Genomic DNA, 21,936 nt, shown 5'->3' on the forward strand with positions numbered 1-21,936 from the left:
ACCGGGTCGCACGGTCGTTTCTCGCCCCGACATTTCGATAATTAGACGCAAACCTTTTTGTGGGGTAAACGTATCGCAAACCATGGCTATTAGGGACGTCCTACAGGGCACCGACGAGGACGCGCAGCGTGACTCGTCGGACGAGGCGTCCGTCTCAGGGGATTCGTCGGTCACGGTGGGCGACTACACCTGGGAGGACTACAAACGGGAGTTCTACTACGACGAGGACGGGAACCCTCCGGTCGACGACGAGGAACGCGTCGTCCCGTTCGACAAGGAGGGCGCACTGGGGTTCGACCCCGACGCACTCGGCGGGATGCTCGCACACGGCGAGTCCGCCGCCGACCTCATCGGTGACCGCGAGGCGGAGAACAGCGTCAACGTGAACGAGGAACTCGACGAGGACACGTTCTTCTCGACCGTCGAGGGCCACACCACCGTCACGAACCGCTACGACCTCGAGAAGTCGGTTCCCTTCGAGAAGAAATCGCACTTCGAGGAGGTCGACCGCTACTGGGTGAACAAACCGCACGCGTTCATCACCATCTTCCACTCCGAGAAGGAGAACGAACAGAAGTACTACGCCATCGAACCCCACCTCACGTCCATCGAGCGGGACCTGATGGAGTTCCTCTCGGGAAAGCTGAAGACGGCCATCAAGTACTCCGCGGACGACGTCATCGTCCAGGGGAGCGACGAGTCACGCGCCGAGGTCATCGAGCGCGAGACCAGACGGCTGCTCACGCGCTACGACCTCTTCGACGGCGACATCACCGCGTTCGCCGACGACGTGAGCGCGGGCGAGGAGGGCGGCTTCGTCGCCCAACTCAAGGAACTGTTCGGGTTCGAGCAGGAACACGTCGTCCACGACGGCGAACTGGAGGGCATCGCCGCACGACCGGAACCGGCGCTCATCGAGGAGGACTCGCCGACGCTCACCGAGTACCAGGTCGAGAAGATACTCTACTACCTCCGTCGGGACTTCGTCGGGTTCGAGCGCATCGACCCCGTCAAACACGACATCAACGTGGAGGACGTCTCGTGTGACGGCTACGAGTCACCCGTCTTCGTCTACCACACCGACCACGAGCAGGTCATCTCGAACGTCTACCACGGTACGCAGGAACTCGACGACTTCGTCGTGAAGATGGCCCAGCGCTCGGGCAAAGGTATCTCGAAACGTCAGCCACAGGTCGACTGTACGCTCCCCGACGGTTCGCGTGCCCAGCTCACGCTCGGCAAGGAGGTGAGCGACCACGGGACGAACTACACCATCCGCCAGTTCAAGGACGTCCCGTTCACGCCCATCGACCTCATCAACTGGAACACCTTCTCGCTCGAAGAGATGGCGTACCTCTGGCTCTGTATCGAGAACAACAAGAGCCTCATCTTCGCGGGCGGCACGGCGTCGGGGAAGACCACCTCGCTCAACGCCGTGAGCCTGTTCATCCCCTCGAAGTCGAAGATCGTCTCCATCGAGGACACGCGCGAGGTCGAACTCCCACAGCGCAACTGGATCGCGTCGGTCACGCGCCCCTCCTTCTCCGACGACGGGAAGGGCGACGTCGACGAGTTCGACCTACTGGAGGCCGCACTCCGCCAGCGCCCCGAGTACATCGTCATGGGTGAGATTCGTGGGGAGGAAGGTCGAACGCTGTTCCAGGTGATGTCGACGGGGCACACCACGCTGACGACGTTCCACGCCGACTCCGTCGGGGAGGTCATCAAGCGGTTCACGACCGAACCCATCAACGTCTCGAAGACGATGTTCACGGCGCTCGACCTCGTCTCCATCCAGACTTCGACCCGAGTGAACGGCAACAAGGTCCGCCGGAACAAGTCGCTGACCGAGATCAACCGCTACGACCCGGAGAACGACGAGATCAACGTTCAGGACGTCTACCAGTGGCAGGCCGAGACCGACGAGTATCTGAAGATGGGGCAGTCGAACACCATCGAGGAGATCAAGTTCGACCGCGGGTGGAACCAGGACAAACTCGAGGACGAACTGTTCAAACGCAAACTCGTCCTCGCGTACCTCATCGAGGCCCGCCTGAACACCTACACACAGGTCGCGGCGACGCTCCAGGCGTTCATCAACGACCCCGACACCATCCTCTCGCTCATCGCCAGCGGCGACTTAGAGGAGAGCCTCGTCGACCTCCGAGAGATGGAGTCGGTCAGTATCGACATCGACCCCGAGAAAGAGGAGATGGTGCCTCGTCCCGACCCGACGCTCGAAGTGCTCGCGGAGGCCGAAGAGGTTCTCTCGGACGGCACCTCGATGCTCCGGGAGTACCGCGGCGAGGAGACCACGGTCGACGAGTTCGCGGACGCACTGGCGGGGGTGGACGAGGAAGCAGCGTTCGGCGGGTTCCGGCCGAAAGGTGACGGGCAATGAGCACGGAGAACTCCGTCGAGCAGTTCGGTGCCGACAGCTTCAGCGACGCGTTCTACCCGCTGTACAAGACCCTGTTCGACGAGGAGGGTGATTTCACCGCCTCCATCGAGAAGAAACTCGCGCAGGCGCGGATGCCCCAGACCGCCGAGATGTACCTCTCGCAGGCACTGGCCATCGGCGTCGTCGCGGGGCTCTTGCTCTGGCTCGTCGGGACGCTCGGCGTCTTCATGGTGTTCGAACTGTTCGTCGAGGGGACCCCGATTCTGCTCGGTCTCCCGCTCACGGGCGAGACTTTGGCGCTCGTCAACGCGGTCAAGGTCCCGGCGCTCATCCTCGTCGGCGGCGTCGTCTTCGGTGCGGTCGGGTTCGGGGCCGGTTTCGGGGCCCTGCTCGGCGTCCCCTACATGAAAGCCGGGGAGCGCAAACGCAACATCAACGTCCTCCTGTCCGACGCGACGTCGTTCATGTACGCGCTCTCGGTCGGCGGTCTGAACCAACTGGAGATCCTGGAGGCCATCGCACAGGCCGACGACACCTACGGCGAGGTGTCGATGGAGTTCAAGGCCATCATCCGCGAGACCCAGTACTTCGACACGGACTACCGGACGGCGATCCAGAACCAGTCCGAGCGCACCCCGAGCGACGAACTGAGCCAGTTCCTCACGGACATGCTCTCCATCGTCAACTCCGGGGGGAACATGACGCAGTTCCTCGAAGACCAGAAGAACAAGCAGATGCGGACCTCCAAGCAGGAACAGGAGACCATCCTCGAGACGCTCGAACTGTTCGGGGAGATGTTCATGACGCTCTCGCTGTTCCCGCTGCTCTTGCTCATCATCCTCGTCATCATGTCGATGATGGGCCAGTCCCAGACACAGCTGCTCTACGTGACGGTCTACGGCCTCATCCCCCTCATCGGCGGCGCGTTCCTCGTGATGATCTCGACGGTCGTGCAGGACGAGGTGGGCGACGGCTACCTCCGGGAGGAGAACGGCCGAACGCGGGACGACGAGGGGCTGTTCAGTCTCGGTCTCGTCGAGCGCTACACCGGCGAGTACAGCGTCTTCGACCGCGTCAAGAGCCGAGAGGGTACCTACGAGACGATGCAGATGCTCAGACGGCCGCACATCTTCTTCCGGGACCACCCGCTGACGGTGCTGTTCATCACGCTCCCCGCGACGCTCGTCTTCGTGGCGTTCGCGGTACTCGGCGGGTGGGCACCGCTGTCGGTGGAGGCGATGAAGGACGCGCCCGTTCGCGGGACGTTCTTCTGGCTCTACCTCCCGCTGTACGTCAACTGCGTGCCGCTGGCGTTCTTCCACGAGTGGAACGTCCGCCACCGGAACAGCATCATGGGGAAGCTCTCGGAGAACCTCCGGAAGCTCTCGTCGGCCAACGACACCGGGATGACGCTCCTCGAATCCATCAAGAGCGTCTCGGAGACCTCCACCGGCCGACTCGCCGACGAACTCGACACGATGCACGCGAAGGTGAACTACGGCACGAGCCTGAAGGACGCGCTCTACGAGTTCAACAACAAGTACCACGTCCCCCGCCTCGCGCGGACGGTGAAGCTCATCGCGAAGGCACAGGAGGCGTCGAGTCAGATCACGGCCGTGCTGAGCACCGCCGCACAGGCGTCCGAGAACCAGGACGACATCGCCCGCGACCGCAAGTCACGGACTCGGATGCAGGTCGTCATCATCGTCATGACGTTCCTCACGCTGCTGGCGGTGATGGCCATCCTGAAGGTCCGGTTCCTCGGTGAGATCGCGGGACTGGCGGAGTCGACCGCCGGGGGCGGTGGCAGCAGCGCAGCAGCCAGCGGTGCTCCGGGCGGCCTCGGCGGTGGTGGACTCGCCGAGAACGTCGACGTCCCGCTGTTGGACATGCTGTTCTTCCACGCGGTGACGTTCCAGGCCATCGTCTCGGGCATCGTCGCCGGCTACATCCGCGACGTGAGCATCCTCGCCGGAGTGAAGTTCCTAGTCGTCCTGCCGACGTTCGCACTTCTGGTGTTCCTGTTCATATGACCCGAAGCCGAGGCCAGACGACGCTCGATTTCGCCATCGGCGTGAGCGTGTTCCTGCTCGCCGTCGCGTTCGTCTTCTCGTTCGTGCCGGGGATGGTCCAACCGTTCGCCGACAGCGGACAGGAGCAGATGTCGGCGTCCAATCGACTCGCGGACCGCCTGGCGACCGACGTCCTGACCGACGACGAGGCGTACGTCCTCGATTCGACGTGTACGGACGTCTTCTTCGACGAGACGACCGCGCCGACGGCGGCCGACGGCTGTGACTTCGACGGTGTCGACGCCACCGCCGCACTCTCGCTCGGTGTCCGGACCGACCTCAACGCGGTCCTCCTCGCCGACCTCGACGGCGATGGAACCGGGGAGACGCTCTGTCGTGCGACCGACGGGTCGCTCGTCGCGGACGACGACGCGGACTGTCCGAACGACGCGGCCACCTTCGTCGCCGGCGACTCGGTGCCCGAACAGGGGTCGGTCGTCACCGCGACCCGTCGGGTGACGCTCGACGGCGTCCACGCGAAACTGGTGGTGAAAGTATGGTAGACCGCGGACAGGCCCACACGCTCGAAGCCATCATGGCCGCGGTGCTGCTGCTGGGGAGTCTCGTCTTCGCGTTGCAGGTGACGGCGGTGACGCCCCTGTCTGCCAGCACGTCCAGCCAGCACATCGAGAACCAGCAGGCGGCGACCGCACAGGGCGTGCTCGCGGCGAGCATCGACGACGGGTCGCTGAAACGCGGGCTGCTGTACTGTGACCCCGCACCGGAGAACACACAGGAACCGAAGTTCCGTGAGACCAGTGGCCAGACGTTCTACACGGACGCGCCACGAACGAGCAACGGGCCGACCGGCTTCGGGGAGAAACTCGAAGCCGCGTTCGGGTCGCAGTCGGTCGCGTACAACGTCGCGCTGGTGTACGACGACGACAACGACGGTCAGGGGTTCGTCCGACGGTGGATGGTCTATCAGGGCAACCCGAGTGACAACGCGGTGACCGCCAGTCGGACGGTGACGCTGCTCGACAGCGACGAACTCAGTCAGGACGGTGGGAACGGCACTCTCGTCGGGTCGGGAACCGTACTCGGGAGCGGCGAGGACCAGACCTGCTACGGCTCCGGTTCGGGAGCCGGTGGCGTCCACCGGGTCGTGAAGGTCGAGGTGATCGTATGGCGACAGTGAGAGAGCGCGGACAGCTCCTGCTCGTCGGTGGACTGGCGCTCGCGGTCGTCCTGGTCGCCCTGGCGCTGGTGATGAACTCCGCCATCTACACCGAGAACCTCGCCAGCCGGGACGACGCCGGTCGTATCGACGAGGTCGGTACCGTCAACTCCGACGTCCGACGGGCGACTGCACAGTTGATGCGTCAGGAACGGTCGGACAACGCAGAACCGTACACGACCAAAGACGCCGACGTCACGGACGGTCTCAAGAGCGTTGGTGAGAGCGTCCGCTACTACGGCGCTCAGGATGGGGCGTCCGTCGACGTATCTTACGTGTCCCACGACAGAGGCGCTGTCGTCCAGCAGACGACACAGCGTGCTTTCACGGACGACGGTGGTGCCGAGAGTTGGACACTCGCGGCCGGGGTGAACTATCGGGAGTTCACGATGACGGTCGACGGGAACACCCTGTTCTCCGACCCGACCGACATCCTCACGGACGACGTGTTCACAGTGGTCGTCGGCTCGAAGGAGGTCTATCTCTATCGGGACGGTGGAGACTTCGCCGTCGAGGTCGCTGGAGAGACTCCCTGTCTCGTTCCCGGTGGCGCAACCGAGGACGTGCGAGTTTCGCTGACAGACGCAACCGTCGGCGGAGCGCAATGCGACGGGCTGAGGACGCTCCCAGAAAGCACGAGCGGTACGACGATTTCGTTCGGTCACGGCGAGAGCGCCGATGGCACGTACTCTCTCGTCGTCGACCAGGAATCGTCGTCTCTGAACGGCACCGGTCACTACGACACCGACGATACCGCGCCGACCGGTCCCCACGTCACGAAGGCCGTCTACTCCACGTCGGTTCGCCTCACCGTCGACACGCCGGAACTGCACTACGAGACGACGATTCGGGTCGCTCCGGGTGAGAACGATGGATGACCGTGGTGTCTCGACGACGATCGGCTACGTCAGCACGCTGGGTATCGCCGCGATTCTCATCAGCGGCCTGCTGATGGCCGGTGGCGGGTTCGTCGACGACCAGCGCGAGCGGACGATTCGCTCGGAGATGCAGGTCATCGGCCAGCAGATGGTCGCGGACATCGACGCGACCGACCGCCTCGCACGAACCGGCGGTAGCACCGAGGAACTCACCGTGAGACACCAGTTCCCCAGTCGAGTGACCGGCGCACAGTACACGGTGGACGTCGTGAACGACGGCGGCCAACTCTCGCTCGTCCTCGAAGCGGCCGACCCGGACGTCACCGTCGAGATCCCGTTCGACACGCGGTTGCCGCTCGACGAGGGGTCGGTCAGGGGCGGTGACCTGCTCGTCCGGTGTGTCGACACCACCGGTGGGCCGGCCTGTGACGAACTGGAGGTGACGAGCGGATGAACCGCGACCGTGCGGTCAGCGAAGTCGTCGGGTTCGTCCTCGTCTTCTCGCTCATCACGATGACCGTCGGCGTCGTCTACGTCGCGGGGTTCGAGGGTCTGACCGGTGCGCGCGACGCAGAGCGGGTCAACAACGCCGAGCGCGCGTTCGACGTGCTGGCCCACAACGTCGAGGACATCGGACGCGACGGCGCGCCCGGCCGCTCGACGGAGGTGAAACTCGCGGACGCACAGCTCTCGTTCGGCGAGGAGACGACCGTCTCGTGGTGTTGGGACGAGGACGGGAGTGGAAACGCCTCCAACGACTGTGACACGGCGAACAACTCACAGACGCTCAGACCCATCGTCTTCGAGGCAGACGGTACACGGATCGTCTACGAGAACGGCGCGGTCATCCGGTCACAGGATGGCGGTGCTATCGTCCGGCGAGCGCCGGAGATGGTGTTCCGTGGCCCTGACTCCGCTCCGGGTCCCGGCGAGACGGTCGTTCTGCCGACCATCGTGATGAACCAGCAGGAGACCAGCGGTGTCGGCGGCGAATCGACCGTGCTGGTCCGTACACAGCTTCAGTCCGGGCAGGGGGGTCGCTCGACACTCGAACCGCGGCCGACGGCTGATGGAGCGATTCAGTACAGAATCAACACGAGTGCCGACCGTGCCGCCGCGTGGGAACGGTATCTGGACGACCAGATCTCGTGGCAGGACGACGCTTGTCGTGTGACCGACGACGACGAGGGTGTCGTCACCTGCTGGTTCGACGCGGACCGGACGACGTTCCCCGTCGTCCGCATCGACGCGACGTTCGCCTGACGGCGAGCGCTCGGCCGACAGCCCTTCTCCCCGACGACGACACAGTCCCACTCTCCGTTCTCCGTTCGTAGCGGTGCTCTCGTCACTGTCTCTCCCCGTGTCGTCGTACAGTGCTCCGGTCCCCGGTCCGAACGCGCCTCGGACCGAACGGTACTGGCCACCACGACACACGACGGGCGGAGCCTGTCGGGTCCGTGACTCGCTCCACCGGCCGCTTCGACTGTGCCCATCGGTCGCCCGACACGGTACGGTCGGCCGTCCACGAGAGCGCGCCGACACCCTCGACGGAAGCGTAGACGAGTCCCCTGTAGGTGGTCGTCGGTCCGTCCCACGGCTGGGGGGTTCCGCTCGACGATGCACCTCGGACGGCGGAGCGTCGAACCGTACCGTCAGTCCGTGGTATCGTCGTTTCCGAGAGCGACTGTCGGCAGAAAGCGTTCAGTATCGGGGCCGCCGTCCCGCTCCCCGCCGTTACTCGAACCGGACCTCGATACCGTTCTCCGAGACGTGGAGGTAGGTGATGACGTCGTCGCCGGTGTACTGGATGTCGTCGCCGCTCGACTCGCCTTCGTTGACCGAGTTGCCGTTGTTGCCGTCGGCGGATTCGAGGTGGAACGTCGGCGCGAAGTGGTTGAGGTAGTGACGAACCAGCACGTCGACGGACTCGGTGCTGCCGGTCGAGTACGTCGTGCCGGTGTCGCCGTCGAAGTGGTCGAACGTCGTGCTGCCGGCCAGTGACCCACCGCCCTGTCCGGGGTTGTACGCCGCGAGCTTTCCGGAGATGGACTGGTACTCCGCGGTGGGTGCGCCCGTCCCGACGAGGTCGACCTCTATCTTCGCGTATCCGTTCGCGTCGCAGGTGACCTCGTAGGCGTTCTCGGCGACCCACCCCTGGTAGGTCGCACCGCCGTCGTCCGAGTAGTAGACCGTGAGGTCGGCGTGCTCGCCGGTGCCACACTTGCCGTTGCCCAGCCCGCCGAGATTCATCTCGATGCGCCGGTCGCCGTTCTGGGCGGTCAGCGACCAGTCGAGACTGGCGAACTTGTTCGTGTGGTCGTCCTTCGGTCGCACCGTGAACGAGAGGCGTTCGAGGCCCTCGCCGCTCTGCATGCTGGGTTCGAGTCCACGGACCTCGAAGGGGTTGTTGTCGGTCGGAATCTCGAACCCGCCCTGTTTGCCGAGCGTGATGAGTTCGGCGGTGACCGTCCGGTTGGCGTGGTCGACGTCGACGACGCTCCCCTCGGTCCGGGAGTCGAAGTACTCCGCCCACCCGCGGTAGTACTCGCTCTCGACGGTGACGATCATCTGTCCGTCGCTCGCGGGGTTGCTGTAGGTCGGCTTGCTACTGTCGTCTTCGTAGTGTGTGGAGGCGTTGGGGTACATGCCCTTCGTCTGCCCGCTCTTCGAGACGACCGCAGTGGGTGCTCCGGACGCGCTTTCGTCGCCGGACACCTGTACGACGGGGAGCGTGAGCGTCGACCCCTCGTAGTGGAACTCGGGCGGTGAGAGCATGCGCGTCGAGTCCCCCCGGTGTCGCCAGACGCCGCCGCCCTGGTAGGCGATTTCGGTGTCGCCGTTCTCGTAGACGACCGCACCGAGCGTCCCCGAGTAGACGTCCTCGTCGTCGTCACCCGGTCCGTCGTCGACGCTGTTGCCGTCGGCGTCCGACCCCCCGTCGTGGTTGACGTGCGTGATGGTGATGGTACCCGCGTCGTCGACGACGCGGTAGGTCCCACTGGAGTGGCCGAACGAGAGCCGTGTCGACCGCTCCTCGCCGAGTGCGACCTGCGCCGCCCGGGAGTCGAACTGTGCCATCGACTGCTCGGCCCGGTCGAGCGTCGACTGGCGTTCGGTGCCGTCGAGTGCGACCGACCCCAACGCGACGACGCTCGTCGTTCCGATGACGACGATCCCCAGGATGAGGACCACACCGACCGTCGACGACACGCCGCGACCACGACCGGTCCAGAAGGAAGACGCATATCGGATAGACATTGTATTGTTTCAGAGAACTCTATAACAATAAATTAATCGGCCGCCGACCCCGGCCGAGACCGGCGGTCGGAGTCGGCCCCCGGAAGTATCATCTGGGGTGAACTAAGGGGGTCTTAGGAATCAAGTCACGTCTCATGAAGGGGTTAAGTAGGTTTGACTTGCTACTGCATATCACGATGCCGAAACAGACACTCAAAGACGTCAGTCACACACCACCCAAGGGAGAGCGAGTCGACCGAGTCTGGGAGCGAGGCAACGAGCGAGAGGAGTAGCGCCGCTACGAACGGTTTTCTCTCCCATCCGATCCGTGAGTCGTCGCGCTCGACAGCCGCGAGCGACGCGGACTCGACACGCTCGACGAGACGCCGCTCTGCGACAGGTTGATGCCCCGAGCGGCGAATCCTGATACTGCGACTCGCGGATAGCACTGACCGTTTTCGAGGAGTTCCTCCGGCACAGCCCCCGAGCCGTCACACCGGAGGAGCACGTGACCCAACGAACCCAGACCCCGTACGCGGGCACCGACACTACGACCGTATCGCCGATCGACCACACGCTGCCGGAGCTTCGACGATGAACACTGCACTGCTCTCGGCGCTCGGGAGCGTCGTCGCCCAGCTCGGCGGCAGTGGCCAGTTCCTCTGGCTCGCCGTCGTCTTCTTCGTCGTCGCCATCGTCGCCGCGCTGCTCGGCTTCCGTGGTGCGGCCGGTATCTCCATGGGCGCGGCACGCCTGTTCGTCGTCGTGTTCCTCGTCCTCGCCGTCCTCGCGCTTCTGTTGTAGGGCGTACGGCGATCACGGAGGGTCCCGTTTCCGGACTCGTCCGACTACCTACTGAAGTTCTGGACTCGGTGTACTCCCGACACTCGCCGTGTGGACTCGCTGGGCCTCGCCGGGATTCGACCCACGGTCGCTCCCGTTCGCTCGTTACACTCGCTCACCTCCTGCTCTCTGCTCCGAGGTCCGTCTCGTGTGCGAATTCGTGTGGACTCGCCGGGAGTCCCGCGAGCCGCGCGGGACCTCCGGTCCCGCTGGAAACCGGGGGCTTCGCCGCCGGTGACGACCGGAGTGAACGAGTGGGACTCAGGCGAGCCCATCGACTGACGGAGCGTAGCGACGGAAGGAGATGGACTCGCCGGGATTTGAACCACGGTCGCTCTCGTTCACTCGCTACGCTCGCTCACCTCCCGCTCCCTGATTCAGATCCCGCCTCGTGCGCGGATTCGCGGCGCTGACTCCTCGCTTCGCTCACGGCTTCGCCGTTCGCATTCGAGGTCGCAAGCGACCTCGCTTCGCTCGTCGTGTTGCGCCGCGAAAATTCGAGTGGACTCGCCGGGATTTGAACCCGGGGCCTCTCCCATGCCAAGGGAGTGATCTACCACTGATCTACGAGCCCGTGTTGCAAGTCAACCTTTCCGAGGACCGTACTTAATCCCATCGAACCGAGCGGGTCCGTGGGTGACACCGACGCTCACGGCCACGGCGAGCATAGCAACCGTTTAGTGGTCGACACACCGAGTTGGCGACGGGAACAGCACAGCCGCATATCCGACATCGCCGCGAACGCCCGCGCTGGGTACTCTTTCGCGGCTTGGGAGTGTGGACGTGCACTGGGCCAGTTGGCCCGTAGCGGTTCGTGCAGTTCCAATTCAGCCTATGGCACGAATGCACACCCGCCGTCGAGGGTCGTCCGGTTCGGACCGCCCCACGGCAGACGAACCACCGGAGTGGAGCGACGTAGACGCCGACGCCGTCGAAGCGCGCGTCGTCGAGTTGAAAGAACAGGGCCACGACCCCAGTCGGATCGGCATGAAGCTGCGCGACGAGGGCGTCGAGGGCACGCCGGTCCCCAACGTGAAGCTGGCGACGGGCAAGAAGGTCACCGAGATTCTCGACGAGAACGACGCGAGCGAGGACCTGCCCGAGGACCTGCGCAACCTGTTCGAGCGGGCCATCCGCCTGCGCGAGCACATGGACGCCAACCCCGGCGACGCGCAGAACAAGCGCGCACTCCAGAACACGGAGTCGAAGGTCCGCCGACTGGTGGACTACTACCGCGGCGACGTCCTCGCGGAGGACTTCAAGTACACGTACGACGTCGCCAAGCGACTCCTCGAGTAATCGCATGTCCGCCGCCGACCACCCCGAGCGTGCCCCGACCGCCAGTGACGTCGCCAGCCGGTGCCGTGACGCCGAGTTCGTCAGACTCGTCGCCACGCCCGACGGCGACGCGCTCGCGGCGACGGGCCTGCTCGCCACGGCGCTCGCCGAACGCGACGTCGCGTTCCAGACGAGCGTCACGCGGTGGCCGACGGCGGACTCGGAGGCCGACCTGACCGTCACGCTCGGCGCACCCGGTGGCGACGTCGCCCTCACGGGCGCGTCGGTCGCACCGGTCGTCTACGATGCGGCGACGGAACTCGACGCGGACCCGGACGCGACCCTCGCACTGGCGGGCGTCGTGGCGGCGGGCGAGGGGCCCGGCGACCACGCCGACCTGCTCGACCGCACGGGACTCGACCGGTCGCCCGGCGTCGCCGGCCCGACCGACGACGTGGCCGACACGCTGGCACACACGACGCTCGCGCACGCCTCGTTCTCGGGGAGTCCCGAGGACGCCGCACAGGCGCTCGCGGGGGTCGACCGCGAGGGGCGGACGCTCGCCTCCGCGCTCGCGCTCTCGGTGCTCGAATCCGGGGGGCGACACGCCGCCGACGCCGTCGAACGGGTGCTCAACCCGTACACGCTCGACGGTACCGGACCGTTCACGACGCTCGCGGGCTACGCCGACGTCCTCGACGCGACCGCCCGGCAGCGGCCGGGGACGGGCGTCGCACTCGCGCTCGGCTACGGCGTCCACGACGCCGCCCTCGACGCGTGGCGACAGCACGCTCGCGCGGTCCACGGGACCGTCCGAGACGCGACCGTCGCCCGACACGACGGACTGGTGGTCGCGGGCGTCACGACCGACGACGGCACGGACGAGAGCGAGTCGCCGTCGACCGGACCCTGTCTGGGGGCGGTCGCCCGACTCGTCCGGGACTACCGGTCGCCGGAACCCGTCGTCCTCGCCCACCGTGGCGGGACGGCCGCCGTCGCCGCAGTCGACGAAGGCGTCGAGACGCTCGCCGCCGAGGCCGCGAACGCGGTCGGTGGCGAGGCACGGACGCGGCCCACGCACGGCGTGGGCACGCCCGCGTGTGCGTACGTCCGCACGGACGAGTCCGAGATGGACGCCGTCGTCGCGGCGCTTCGGAGGGCGCTCCAATGAGCGACTCCGAGCGCACCGCGACGGTTCGCGTCACGTTCGACGACGAGGAGACGGCCCGACAGGTCGCCGCCGCGCTCGCGCCCGACGACACCGCCGAGATGGACTCGCGTGTCGAGGGCCGGACGCTGGTGACGACCATCACCCGAGAGCGTACGGGAGGCCTCCGTACGACGGCAGACGACTACGTCAGCAACCTGCAGGTAGCACAGCAGTTGACCGACACCACACAACCATGAGCGAACGTTCAGTATCACGAAAGCGACAGGAGAAACGCTGGTACACCGTCCTCGCCCCGGAGCAGTTCGACCGGGCCGAACTCGGTGAGACCGTTGCCGACGAACCCGAGAAGGTCCACGGGCGAACCATCGAGACCACCCTCGGCGAACTCCAGGGTGACGCCAGCGAGAACAGCACGAAACTCACCTTCCGAATCAACGACGTCGGGTCGGACTCGGCGTACACCGAGTTCGTCCAGCAGGAACTCACGCGGGACTACCTTCGCAGCCTCGTCCGCCGGGGCTCCTCGAAGGTCGCCGCCTACGTCACGGTCCTCACGACCGACGACTACCGGGTGCAGGTCCAGCCGGTCGCGTTCACGACCAAGAAGGCCGACCGCAGCCAGGAGCACGCCATCCGCAAGCTGATGATCGACCTCGTCAAGGAGGCCGCGACCGAGCGGACCTTCGAGGACCTGGTCGACAGCGTCACGGAGGGGCGGCTCTCCTCGGCCATCTACGGCGAGGCCAAGACCATCTACCCGCTGCGCCGTGTCGAGATCCAGAAGCTCCGTCTCGAAGCGCGACCCGAGGAGGTCGCCGAAGAGGAAGAGACGAGCGTCGACGTCGACGACGCCGACGTCGAGGTCTAAGCGCCGCAGTTCACCTTCGACGATTTTCTCACGAGCGACGAGCGACAGCACCCCCTCGGCCTCGCCCGCCGTCGCCCGTCGCGTCGGCTACTTCTCGACGACGGTGACGGTGCCGACCATCCCCTGTGGCTCGTGGGGGATGCAGACGTAGCCGTAGGTGCCGGGCATCTCGAAGGTGTGCTCGAACGTCTCGCCGGGGGCGATGAGACCGCCCTCCGGCTGGCTCGGGTTCGCGTTCCACGCGTCGCGGGCGGCGTCCTCGTCCTCGAAGCCGCCGGAAGCGAAGTACGCCGCGCCCTCGGGAATCTCGCCTCCGTAGGCGGTGACGGTGTGCCCACGCGACCCGCTGTTGCCCCAGACGACCGTCTCGCCGACCCGGACCTCGACGGCCTCGGGGAGGTAGGAGTGGTGGCTCATCCCGACGTCGTAGTCGCTGGCGGGTTGGGGGAGGCTGGAGCCGATACAGCCCGCGAGGGCGGTGGTCGTGACGCCGGCGACCGTTGTGAGGAACGTGCGCCGCTTCATGTCTCGAAGTAGCCGAGGGCGACGTATAGCCTCCGTGGTTCGGCCATCGAACCGAAACGCCCTAACCCGCGCTGGTCCGAGAGGCGGAACATGCGCCCCCGGTTCGTCGGCCGCTTCGGTGTCGCCGACGGGATGACGGTCTGCAACGCCGCGATAGGGTTCGCGGCGGCGGCTGCCGTCCTCGTCGACCCGGGGCTGGCCGCCCGCCTCGTCCTACTGGCCGCCGTCGCCGACGGGGCGGACGGCGTGCTGGCACGCAAGTACGGGGGCACACAGTTCGGCGAGTACCTCGACTCGCTCGCCGACGTCGCTTCCTTCTCGGTCGCACCCGCGCTGTTCGTCTTCGGCGTCGCCTTCGAGGCGTGGGGCGAGACGACCGGAACGCTCGTCGCCGGTGGTGTCGCCGCGCTGTTCGTGGCGATGGGCGTCGTCAGACTCGGCCTCTACACCGTCCACGACCCGAAGAAGCCGGTCACCGTCGGCGTCCCCACGACGCTCGCCGCGACGGTGCTGGCGACGCTCTACCTCGCCGGCCTCACGAACCCGACCGCGCTCCTCGGTATCACCGCCGCGTTCGCGTACCTGATGGTCGTCACGGTGCCGTACCCGGACCTGCTCGTCCGCGACGCGCTCGCCATGGGGGCGGTCCAGGCGCTCGCGGTGTTCTTCCCGACGGCGTTCTCGCGGGCGTTCCCCCGACTCCTGCTTCTCGCCGCCCTCGCGTACCTCGTCCTCGCGCCTGACCTCTACTGGCGCGACGGCGACGAGGACACGACGGCCGGAGCGGAGTCCGCGAGGGAGGCGACGGACGGCGGACAGACCACCACTCGCCGGTGAACGGACGCTCGGTCACGACGGCTCCGGTCGCCGCGCTCGGTCCGCCTCGGCCCGCGAGGACTCCCCGTCGACACGCTCTCATCCTCTGCCGGCAGCAGGGATATATACCCTGGTAATCTATACTAACTGATACGTGCCCTGGCCACCGAAAAGACAGCACGGAACGGCGCTAATCGTTCGACCGTCCGCTGTCTTGTCCGCGCCCCGACATGTCTCAACCCTTCACTGGGGCCGCTACGGCCGCCAGTGCACGTGTCACTCTTTACCGGCCGAAGAGCCGGTCCGGTGACGACACGCGTCGTCGGCAGCGGGGACTCCGAGACGACGCTGAGCGACCGTCACCGACGACGCGTGCGGCGACAGGTGTAGCCACTGGCCGGACGTGGTCGGTAGGCTGGTCTCGCCGCCGTCGGCGCGGCGCTCGGACGAATCGCGTCCGCGGAAGCGACCGTGGTACTCGGAGCTCTCCCTCGTAATGGAAACGCCTTTGAGCGCGACTGCCGGAGTTCTAGCCATGAGCGACGGGGATGACGAATCCACGGAGACCCCCGACTCCGCGGACGAGACGACCGAAGAACAGACAGAGCCGGTAGCCTCGCCGGAGGAACTCGACGAGCGACTCGACGAGGTGGAGTCGGACCTCGACGAGGCCGAGACGGAGTCCGACCTCGACGCCGTGGAGGAGGACCTCGACGCCGTCGAGTCACGCGTCGAGACCCTCCCGGACGCCGACGAGGACGACGAGGAGGACCCGAAGGGCGACCTCCAGGACCGCATCGACGCCGTCCGGGAGGGTATCGAGGACGAGCGCGGCCCCTACGGCGAGGACGTCGCCGAGACGCTGGAGGCCGCCGCGAGCACCATCCGCGACACGCGCTGGACCGACCGGGGCGAAGGGGAGGTCCGCGAGGCCGTCGAGGCGCGTCTCGACGAACTCGACGAGACGCTGGAGGCGACCGTCTCCGCGCCGGTCGACGACGACCTGGACACCCACGCCACTGCGGTCGAGGACGCCGCCGGGACCGTCCGCGACGCCGACTTCGACGCGGACGACGACGAGGAGACCATCGCCGCGCTCCTCGACACCGCCGAGGGTCTCCAGTCGGACCTCGACGACGCCCAGGAGTGGGACGACCTCACCGTCCGCGAGCAACTCGACTACGAGGGGTTCTACGACCGCCTGACCGGTAAGAACCGCAAGGACTTCCCGCCGGAACTCACCGTCGTCCGGATGGCCGAGCGTGACCGCGACCCCGAACCCATCCTGAAGGCGCTCGACACGTTCGACTCGGAGTTCATGCAGGAGAACTGCATGACGGCACTCAAACGCTCGGCCCGGTCGAGGCGTACGAGGAGATGAACGAGCGTGCCCAGCGCCGGAAGGTCCTCCCCATCGAGGTGCTCGGGAACATCGGCGACCCGCGTGCGCTCGACACGCTCCTGGAGTTCATCGAGGGCGACGCCAACCCGCCGCTCCAGCGCGTCGTGCTTCGCGCCGTCGGCTCTATCGGGGACGAGGCGGCGACCCAGACCGTCGCCGACCGACTCGTCGCCGAGGACCCCGAGATTCGCTCGGGAGCGGCCCGCGCACTGGGTCAGATCGGTGACACGCGTGCCATCGACCCGCTCGAGGACGTGCTCGACGAGGACGACGACGACTCCGTCCGCACCAGCGCGGCGTGGGCGCTCAACCAGATCGGCACCGAAGCGGCGCTCGAAGCCGCCAGCGAACACGCCGACGACCGGTCGTTCATCGTCCAGAACGAGGCCGAGAAGGCACGCGACGCGCTCGACGACGACACGCGACACGCCGAACCCGCGGCCTGACGCTCCGAACGTTTTTCAGCGAACACCGGACCAGACCGGTCCGTGTCCCGCCCGCTCGTCGTCCTGTTGACCCTCTGCTGTCTCACAGCGACGGTGCCGTCCACGGCCGTCGGGAGTCCTCCCGCCGACTCGTCGTCGCCGTCTCCTCTCACGCCCGCCGACGCCCCGACCATCGTCGGCGTCTACCCGAACCCGGTCGCCGAGGACGACGCCGGCGAGTTCGTCGTCCTCGACGTGCCGGAGGCGGCGAACCTCTCGGCGTACCGCGTCTGCGACGACGAAGGCTGTCTCCGTCCGGCACGCGACGCGAGCGGCCGACTCGTCCTCACCGCCGCCCCCGACCGGGTCCGCCCGCCGGCCGACACGCCGGTCGTCGCGGCGACCGGTGACCTGTCGCTGGCGAACGGCGGCGAGCGACTGCGACTCGTCGCCGGTGACACCGCAACCGCCACACTCCGCTACGAGGACGCCCCCGAAGCCGAGGTGTACCGGCGGGACGGGGCCACCGACGAGTGGTCCTGGCGGCCACTCGGTGCGACCGACTACCCGGTCGTCCGCTCGGGACCGGCGAACGTGACGGCGTTCACGCTCCCGGACGCGCCAGGAGTCGTCACGGGGGCGCTCGCGGGGGCCGACGACCGACTCTACCTCGCGGGCTACACGTTCTCCTCGTCGCGGGTGGCTGACGAACTCCTCGCGGCCCACCGGCGCGGCGTCGAGGTTCGCGTGCTGGTCGAAGGCGGTCCCGTCGGCGGTCTCTCGCGGGCGCAAGCACGGGTCCTCGACCGACTCGTCGGGGCGGGCGTCCCGGTCCGCGTCGTCGACGGGCCGTCCGCCCGGTACGACTACCACCACTCGAAGTACGCCGTCGTCGACGACCGGGCGCTGGTGCTCACGGAGAACTGGAAGCCGTCCGGAACCGGCGGCAACTCCTCGCGCGGGTGGGGAGCGGTCGTCCACGACGAGCGGACGGCCGACAGCCTCGCCGGGACCTTCCGCGGGGACTTCTCGTGGCGCGCGGCCCGGAACTGGTCGGCGTTCGCCGGGGGTCGCTCCTTCCAGTCCACGGTGCCGAGCGACGCGACGTACCCCGCACGGTTCGCCCCCGAGACGGTCCGGGCCGAGCGGGTCCGCCTGCTCGTCGCGCCCGACAACGCCGAGGCCGGCGTGCGCTCGCTCCTCCGGAACGCGACGGAGTCGGTCGACGTGGTGCAGGTCGGCCTCGGCGGACCGAACGGCCCGTTCGCCCGCGAACTCCTCGCGGCCGCAGAGCGCGGTGTCGACGTGCGCGTCCTGCTCTCGGGGGCGTGGTACGTCCGCGAGGAGAACCGAGCGCTCGCCGACCGCCTGAACGGGCGGGCCGACCGCGAGGGTCTCCCGCTGACGGTCCGACTCGCCGACCCGAACGGCGCGTTCGAGAAGGTCCACGCGAAGGGCGCGGTGGTGGACGACCGCCACGTCGTCGTCGGGTCGCTGAACTGGAACCCACACGCCGCCCGCGAGAACCGCGAGGTGGCACTCCTGTTGTCGGGCGACGCCGTCGCGGGGTACTACGGACGGGTCTTCACGAGCGACTGGCAGGGTGACGGCGCGAGCGGTGGGGCCGAACGCGTGCCGGTCGGTGCGCTGGTGGCGCTCCTCGTCGGCGTCCTCGTCGTGCTGGCCGTGGCTCGGCGCTTCGAGTTCGAGCGGTGAGAACCGGGAGCGAGAGACCGCGTCCGTGCTCGGTCGGGAGCGCGCTACTCGCGCAGGAGTGTCGAGCGCAGGTCCTCGTCGATATCGGCGTCGGCCATCTTCTCGACGAGGGCGTCGAGCACCTGCTCGCGCTTGCCCGAGACGAACTTGATCGAACCGACGACGAGGTGGCCGCCACCCGAGACGCCCGCGCCGGGGTGTTCGTCGGTCAACTGCGTGACCATCTCGGGGATGTCCAGTCGGACGCCGTCACTCCGGAGGACGGCGAAGTCGGGACCGTAGCCGATGGTGATGACGGGGTCGCCGTCGTGTTCGCGGACCATGTGGTCGTGGACCGCACCGGTCGTCTTGCCCGGTGCGGGGTAGGTGAAGCGGTGGGCGTGGTTCTCGACGTCGACGCGGTAGAGGTTCGCGCCGTTGGCGAGTTCCTCGCTGTCGGTGTGGGGGAGCGCCACGTCGAGCTGGCGGTCACGGTCACGCTCGGCGTGTTCGGCGAGGAAGCTGACGAGGTCGCGGTGGCGCTCGTCGTCGTCGCAGTCCACGTTGAGCGCGTCGTTGACGAGGCCGTTGCCGTCGTTGTAGCGGAGCCAGAACGCCGCGTAGTCGAGCGCCTCGCCGACGTCGTCGAGGTCGTCCTCGTCGTAGCCCGCGTCGGCGGCGAGCGCGATGTAGTCGTCCATGACCTCGGCACGCGAGCGGTCACAGAGACCGGCGACGGCCGGGACGTGACGGACCTCGTCGGTAACTGCGGGGTCGATCATCCGTGCGAGTTCGACGCACATCATCCCGGTGGTGATGCGGTAGTCCTCGTCGTGGAGGTACGGGTTGACGTGTTCGTCGAGGTACGGTTCGACGGCCTCCGGGTCGGGGTGGTGGTGGTCGATGACGACGATGGGGATGTCGTACTCCGAGAGCGTGCGGTAGGCGGGCGTGTCCTCCTCGGTCGACCCGTTGTCGAGCATGAGCAGGAGCGGGAGTTTCTGCCCGTGGCGCTCCTGGTCTTCCAGCGCGTAGTTCAGGTCGCGCGTGACGTCCTCCATCTCGTAGAACGGGGCCTTCGAGGGGAGACGACGGAGGTGGTGTCGGGTCTCGCCGGGGTCGACGTGGACCGACTCGACGAAGCGAGCGAGCGCGTACTGGAGCGGGACGGCCGCACACATCCCGTCGCCGTCGGCGTGGTGGCGCATCCGAATCGGGCGGCCGTCGAGGACGGCGCGCTTGAGCGTCGCGGCGACGGCTTCGAGGTCCTCGCGGATGGGTTCGAAGGCGTCCCACTCGACGAGCGGGTCGGGCGTCGCGGGTTCGGCGGCCGCGTCGAGGGCCTCGTCGAGGTCGGCGGCGACGGCCTCGTCGGTGACGGCGTCGAGCGCCTCGACTTCGACCTGGAGCGACCCGTTCCGGGCTTCGACCTCGCCGACGAGTTCGACGAGGTCACCGAGGTCGACCTCGGGGTACGCGCGGACGCCGGCCTCCTCGAACGCCGCACACGGGACGATGCCGTCGGCGTCCCGGAGGTGGAAGATGGTCGGACCGCCGGTCTGGCGGATCTGGACGATTTCGCCGGTGAGTCGGACGGTGTTGCCGACCTCGTCGTCGAGTTCGCCGACGGTCGCCTCGTCGTCGGGACCGACCGCTTCGGTCGTGTAGTCGTCGGGGCGGACCTCGCTGAAACTGAGGTCGCCGTTCTCGCGGACCTCGTCGAGGTGGACGATGAACGAGTCCCCGACGTCGTAGTCGCCGTCGAGGACGGACTCGTGGACCAACCCGGAGACGTGGTCCGAGAGGTCCACGAAGACGCCGTACGGGACGACACCGTTGACGGTGGCGTGGTAGCTCTCGTCGGTCTCGACGGCGTCGACGGTACAGTCGGGGGCGAGGTCGAAGACGGTCTCAGAGGGGGAAGAATCGCCGTCCTCGTCGGACGACTCCGCATGTGTCGGTGCCATTTAGCGGTGTTCCGTCCCGGTCACTTTTAAGCGTTGGCAAGCACGCTCGTCAGCGCGGTGAACGGTCCCACCCACGGCCGCAGAACCGCTCGCAGTGGGCCGGCGGTTCCGGAACCCGTATATGAAAACCGCCCGTCGGTTCGAGTATGCGGCTGTTCCGGTCGAGTGGCGTCCTCGGCATCGCGGAGTCGACGCTCGACTTCGCGCTGGAGGCGTCGGCTCAGACCCACCCCAACGAGTACATGGGCCTGCTGCGTGGCGAGGACGCCCGCTCGCTGGGCCTCGACGAGGACGGAACGGTCATCACCGACGTGCTGGTCATCCCCGGGACGACGTCGAACCCGGTCAGTGCCACCGTCAAGACCAGCATGATTCCAAACGACCTCCGGGCACAGGGGTCGGTTCACTCCCACCCCAACGGCGTCCTCCGGCCGAGCGACGCGGACCTCGCCACCTTCGGGAAGGGGACGGTCCACATCATCATCGGTGCACCGTACGGCCCCGACGACTGGGAGGCGTTCGACCAGGAGGGGGAGGTCCGGGACCTGCGGGTCATCGACGTGGACCTGCCGGACCCCGACGAGCGCTTCTTCGACTTCACGCAGGAGGACATCGACGCCGAACTCGACTACGACCTCTACGACGGCCCGGACGACGGGTCGGGTGAGGGGCGATGACCCGGACGCCGACCGACGAGGACCCGGTCGGCGACCCGAGCGACCGGCCACGGGTCGTCGCGCAGGGGACCTTCGACGTCCTCCACCCGGGGCACGTCCACTATCTGCGGGAGGCCGCCGAGTTCGGCGAACTCCACGTCATCATCGCACGGCGGGAGAACGTCACCCACAAACCGAGACCCATCGTCCCCGACGAACAGCGCCGTCTGATGGTCGAAGCGCTCGACCCGGTCTCCGAGGCGCATCTCGGACACCGCGAGGACATCTTCGTCCCCATCGAGCGCATCGAACCGTCGGTCATCGTGCTCGGCCACGACCAGCACCACGACGAGGACGCCATCGCGCGGGCGCTCGCCGACCGGGGTATCGACTGCGAGGTCCGGCGGGCCTCGGCGCTCGAATCCGACGAGGCGCTCTACTCGACGGGCGACATCGTCGAGCGCATCTGCGACGAGCGCTGTTGAGTCACCGTCTCCTGTCGCCTCTGCTGCAGAACGACCTTTC

The 21,936-nt window shown here is 67.2% G+C and carries 19 protein-coding genes, 1 tRNA gene and 1 pseudogene; 17 read left to right on the forward strand and 4 right to left on the reverse strand.

Translation table 11 applies throughout. The features are described 5' to 3' along the window. Window positions 1–82 precede the first annotated feature (82 nt). The 7 genes from GQS65_RS02430 to GQS65_RS02460 are packed head-to-tail and all read left to right on the forward strand — an operon-like array spanning window position 83 to window position 7,791. The gene (locus GQS65_RS02430) at window positions 83–2,401 is read left to right on the forward strand and encodes a type II/IV secretion system ATPase subunit (RefSeq protein ID WP_158203077.1); all 2,319 of its coding nucleotides are present in this window, start codon (window positions 83–85) and stop codon (window positions 2,399–2,401) included. Beyond that, a complete protein-coding gene (locus tag GQS65_RS02435; protein WP_158203078.1) occupies window positions 2,398–4,434 on the forward strand; it encodes a type II secretion system F family protein in 2,037 nt (678 codons plus the stop codon). Before GQS65_RS02430 ends, GQS65_RS02435 begins: the two co-directional genes overlap by 4 nt. Beyond that, window positions 4,431–4,976, forward strand: coding sequence for a DUF7287 family protein (locus GQS65_RS02440; protein ID WP_158203079.1), 546 nt, complete (start codon window positions 4,431–4,433; stop codon window positions 4,974–4,976). The genes GQS65_RS02435 and GQS65_RS02440 overlap by 4 nt, the downstream gene beginning before the upstream one ends. Next, window positions 4,970–5,611, forward strand: coding sequence for a DUF7288 family protein (locus GQS65_RS02445; RefSeq protein ID WP_158203080.1), 642 nt, complete (start codon window positions 4,970–4,972; stop codon window positions 5,609–5,611). Before GQS65_RS02440 ends, GQS65_RS02445 begins: the two co-directional genes overlap by 7 nt. Beyond that, the gene (locus tag GQS65_RS02450; RefSeq protein WP_158203081.1) at window positions 5,599–6,528 is read left to right on the forward strand and encodes a DUF7261 family protein; all 930 of its coding nucleotides are present in this window, start codon (window positions 5,599–5,601) and stop codon (window positions 6,526–6,528) included. The genes GQS65_RS02445 and GQS65_RS02450 overlap by 13 nt, the downstream gene beginning before the upstream one ends. Beyond that, window positions 6,521–6,982: a DUF7266 family protein gene (locus GQS65_RS02455; RefSeq protein WP_199268390.1), complete on the forward strand. Its 462-nt coding sequence runs from the start codon at window positions 6,521–6,523 to the stop codon at window positions 6,980–6,982. Before GQS65_RS02450 ends, GQS65_RS02455 begins: the two co-directional genes overlap by 8 nt. Beyond that, window positions 6,979–7,791 (forward strand): DUF7289 family protein, encoded by an 813-nt coding sequence (locus GQS65_RS02460; RefSeq protein ID WP_158203082.1) that lies wholly within the window; start codon window positions 6,979–6,981, stop codon window positions 7,789–7,791. The genes GQS65_RS02455 and GQS65_RS02460 overlap by 4 nt, the downstream gene beginning before the upstream one ends. Before the next feature lie 471 nt (window positions 7,792–8,262). Here GQS65_RS02460 and GQS65_RS02465 read toward each other — a convergent pair whose 3' ends face one another. After that, a complete protein-coding gene (locus tag GQS65_RS02465; protein ID WP_449271786.1) occupies window positions 8,263–9,786 on the reverse strand; it encodes a DUF7289 family protein in 1,524 nt (507 codons plus the stop codon). A gap of 573 nt (window positions 9,787–10,359) precedes the next feature. On the opposite strand from GQS65_RS02465, the gene GQS65_RS02470 reads away from it, so the two are divergent. After that, a complete protein-coding gene (locus GQS65_RS02470) occupies window positions 10,360–10,569 on the forward strand; it encodes a DUF1328 family protein (RefSeq protein ID WP_158203084.1) in 210 nt (69 codons plus the stop codon). Between the two features lie 541 nt (window positions 10,570–11,110). Here GQS65_RS02470 and GQS65_RS02475 read toward each other — a convergent pair. Continuing rightward, window positions 11,111–11,182: transfer RNA gene (locus GQS65_RS02475), tRNA-Ala, on the reverse strand. Between the two features lie 260 nt (window positions 11,183–11,442). Here GQS65_RS02475 and GQS65_RS02480 point away from each other — a divergent pair. From GQS65_RS02480 to GQS65_RS02495, 4 genes are read left to right on the forward strand one after another with little or no spacing between them, the layout of a single operon-like run. Beyond that, window positions 11,443–11,907, forward strand: coding sequence for a 30S ribosomal protein S15 (locus tag GQS65_RS02480; protein ID WP_158203085.1), 465 nt, complete (start codon window positions 11,443–11,445; stop codon window positions 11,905–11,907). A 4-nt stretch (window positions 11,908–11,911) separates the two neighbouring features. Then, window positions 11,912–13,057, forward strand: a complete 1,146-nt coding sequence (locus GQS65_RS02485) for a hypothetical protein (RefSeq protein WP_158203086.1) — start codon at window positions 11,912–11,914, stop codon at window positions 13,055–13,057. After that, window positions 13,054–13,293, forward strand: coding sequence for a KEOPS complex subunit Pcc1 (locus tag GQS65_RS02490; protein ID WP_158203087.1), 240 nt, complete (start codon window positions 13,054–13,056; stop codon window positions 13,291–13,293). Before GQS65_RS02485 ends, GQS65_RS02490 begins: the two co-directional genes overlap by 4 nt. Next, entirely contained in the window at window positions 13,290–13,925 is a 636-nt protein-coding gene (locus tag GQS65_RS02495) for a 30S ribosomal protein S3ae (protein WP_158203088.1), read from the forward strand. Before GQS65_RS02490 ends, GQS65_RS02495 begins: the two co-directional genes overlap by 4 nt. Before the next feature lie 87 nt (window positions 13,926–14,012). Here GQS65_RS02495 and GQS65_RS02500 read toward each other — a convergent pair whose 3' ends face one another. Continuing rightward, window positions 14,013–14,450 (reverse strand): cupredoxin domain-containing protein, encoded by a 438-nt coding sequence (locus tag GQS65_RS02500; RefSeq protein WP_158203089.1) that lies wholly within the window; start codon window positions 14,448–14,450, stop codon window positions 14,013–14,015. A gap of 90 nt (window positions 14,451–14,540) precedes the next feature. Between GQS65_RS02500 and GQS65_RS02505 the strand changes: the two genes are divergently transcribed. The 3 genes and pseudogenes from GQS65_RS02505 (at window position 14,541) to GQS65_RS02515 (ending at window position 18,809) form a co-directional block, all read left to right on the forward strand. Further along, window positions 14,541–15,287 (forward strand): protein sorting system archaetidylserine synthase, encoded by a 747-nt coding sequence (locus tag GQS65_RS02505; RefSeq protein WP_158203090.1) that lies wholly within the window; start codon window positions 14,541–14,543, stop codon window positions 15,285–15,287. Window positions 15,288–15,801: 514 nt separating this feature from the next. Next, window positions 15,802–17,114 (forward strand): annotated as a pseudogene (locus tag GQS65_RS22210) (HEAT repeat domain-containing protein). 42 nt (window positions 17,115–17,156) lie between these two features. Beyond that, a complete protein-coding gene (locus GQS65_RS02515; RefSeq protein WP_368279774.1) occupies window positions 17,157–18,809 on the forward strand; it encodes a phospholipase D-like domain-containing protein in 1,653 nt (550 codons plus the stop codon). A gap of 44 nt (window positions 18,810–18,853) precedes the next feature. Here GQS65_RS02515 and GQS65_RS02520 read toward each other — a convergent pair whose 3' ends face one another. Further along, window positions 18,854–20,755: a DHH family phosphoesterase gene (locus GQS65_RS02520; protein ID WP_158203091.1), complete on the reverse strand. Its 1,902-nt coding sequence runs from the start codon at window positions 20,753–20,755 to the stop codon at window positions 18,854–18,856. 146 nt (window positions 20,756–20,901) lie between these two features. On the opposite strand from GQS65_RS02520, the gene GQS65_RS02525 reads away from it, so the two are divergent. Beyond that, window positions 20,902–21,432 carry a Mov34/MPN/PAD-1 family protein gene (locus tag GQS65_RS02525; RefSeq protein WP_158203092.1) on the forward strand — a complete coding sequence of 177 codons (531 nt, stop codon included), beginning with the start codon at window positions 20,902–20,904 and terminating at the stop codon, window positions 21,430–21,432. Continuing rightward, a complete protein-coding gene (locus GQS65_RS02530; protein WP_158203093.1) occupies window positions 21,429–21,896 on the forward strand; it encodes an adenylyltransferase/cytidyltransferase family protein in 468 nt (155 codons plus the stop codon). The genes GQS65_RS02525 and GQS65_RS02530 overlap by 4 nt, the downstream gene beginning before the upstream one ends. Window positions 21,897–21,936: the final 40 nt, after the last annotated feature.

Source organism: Halomarina oriensis (assembly GCF_009791395.1).
GTDB lineage: Archaea > Halobacteriota > Halobacteria > Halobacteriales > Haloarculaceae > Halomarina > Halomarina oriensis.

What these genes read in the sequence shown, in the direction of transcription:
- GQS65_RS02485 (WP_158203086.1), top strand. Translation starts at nt 11,912, where the DNA reads ATGTCCGCCGCCGACCACCCCGAGCGTGCCCCGACCGCCAGTGACGTC.
- GQS65_RS02450 (WP_158203081.1), top strand. Translation starts at nt 5,599, where the DNA reads ATGGCGACAGTGAGAGAGCGCGGACAGCTCCTGCTCGTCGGTGGACTG.
- GQS65_RS02440 (WP_158203079.1), top strand. Translation starts at nt 4,431, where the DNA reads ATGACCCGAAGCCGAGGCCAGACGACGCTCGATTTCGCCATCGGCGTG.
- GQS65_RS02530 (WP_158203093.1), top strand. Translation starts at nt 21,429, where the DNA reads ATGACCCGGACGCCGACCGACGAGGACCCGGTCGGCGACCCGAGCGAC.
- GQS65_RS02505 (WP_158203090.1), top strand. Translation starts at nt 14,541, where the DNA reads ATGCGCCCCCGGTTCGTCGGCCGCTTCGGTGTCGCCGACGGGATGACG.
- GQS65_RS02520 (WP_158203091.1), bottom strand. Translation starts at nt 20,755, where the DNA reads ATGGCACCGACACATGCGGAGTCGTCCGACGAGGACGGCGATTCTTCC.
- GQS65_RS02465 (WP_449271786.1), bottom strand. Translation starts at nt 9,786, where the DNA reads ATGTCTATCCGATATGCGTCTTCCTTCTGGACCGGTCGTGGTCGCGGC.
- GQS65_RS02495 (WP_158203088.1), top strand. Translation starts at nt 13,290, where the DNA reads ATGAGCGAACGTTCAGTATCACGAAAGCGACAGGAGAAACGCTGGTAC.
- GQS65_RS02525 (WP_158203092.1), top strand. Translation starts at nt 20,902, where the DNA reads ATGCGGCTGTTCCGGTCGAGTGGCGTCCTCGGCATCGCGGAGTCGACG.
- GQS65_RS02480 (WP_158203085.1), top strand. Translation starts at nt 11,443, where the DNA reads ATGGCACGAATGCACACCCGCCGTCGAGGGTCGTCCGGTTCGGACCGC.
- GQS65_RS02455 (WP_199268390.1), top strand. Translation starts at nt 6,521, where the DNA reads ATGGATGACCGTGGTGTCTCGACGACGATCGGCTACGTCAGCACGCTG.
- GQS65_RS02430 (WP_158203077.1), top strand. Translation starts at nt 83, where the DNA reads ATGGCTATTAGGGACGTCCTACAGGGCACCGACGAGGACGCGCAGCGT.
- GQS65_RS02435 (WP_158203078.1), top strand. Translation starts at nt 2,398, where the DNA reads ATGAGCACGGAGAACTCCGTCGAGCAGTTCGGTGCCGACAGCTTCAGC.
- GQS65_RS02460 (WP_158203082.1), top strand. Translation starts at nt 6,979, where the DNA reads ATGAACCGCGACCGTGCGGTCAGCGAAGTCGTCGGGTTCGTCCTCGTC.
- GQS65_RS02490 (WP_158203087.1), top strand. Translation starts at nt 13,054, where the DNA reads ATGAGCGACTCCGAGCGCACCGCGACGGTTCGCGTCACGTTCGACGAC.
- GQS65_RS02445 (WP_158203080.1), top strand. Translation starts at nt 4,970, where the DNA reads ATGGTAGACCGCGGACAGGCCCACACGCTCGAAGCCATCATGGCCGCG.
- GQS65_RS02500 (WP_158203089.1), bottom strand. Translation starts at nt 14,450, where the DNA reads ATGAAGCGGCGCACGTTCCTCACAACGGTCGCCGGCGTCACGACCACC.
- GQS65_RS02470 (WP_158203084.1), top strand. Translation starts at nt 10,360, where the DNA reads ATGAACACTGCACTGCTCTCGGCGCTCGGGAGCGTCGTCGCCCAGCTC.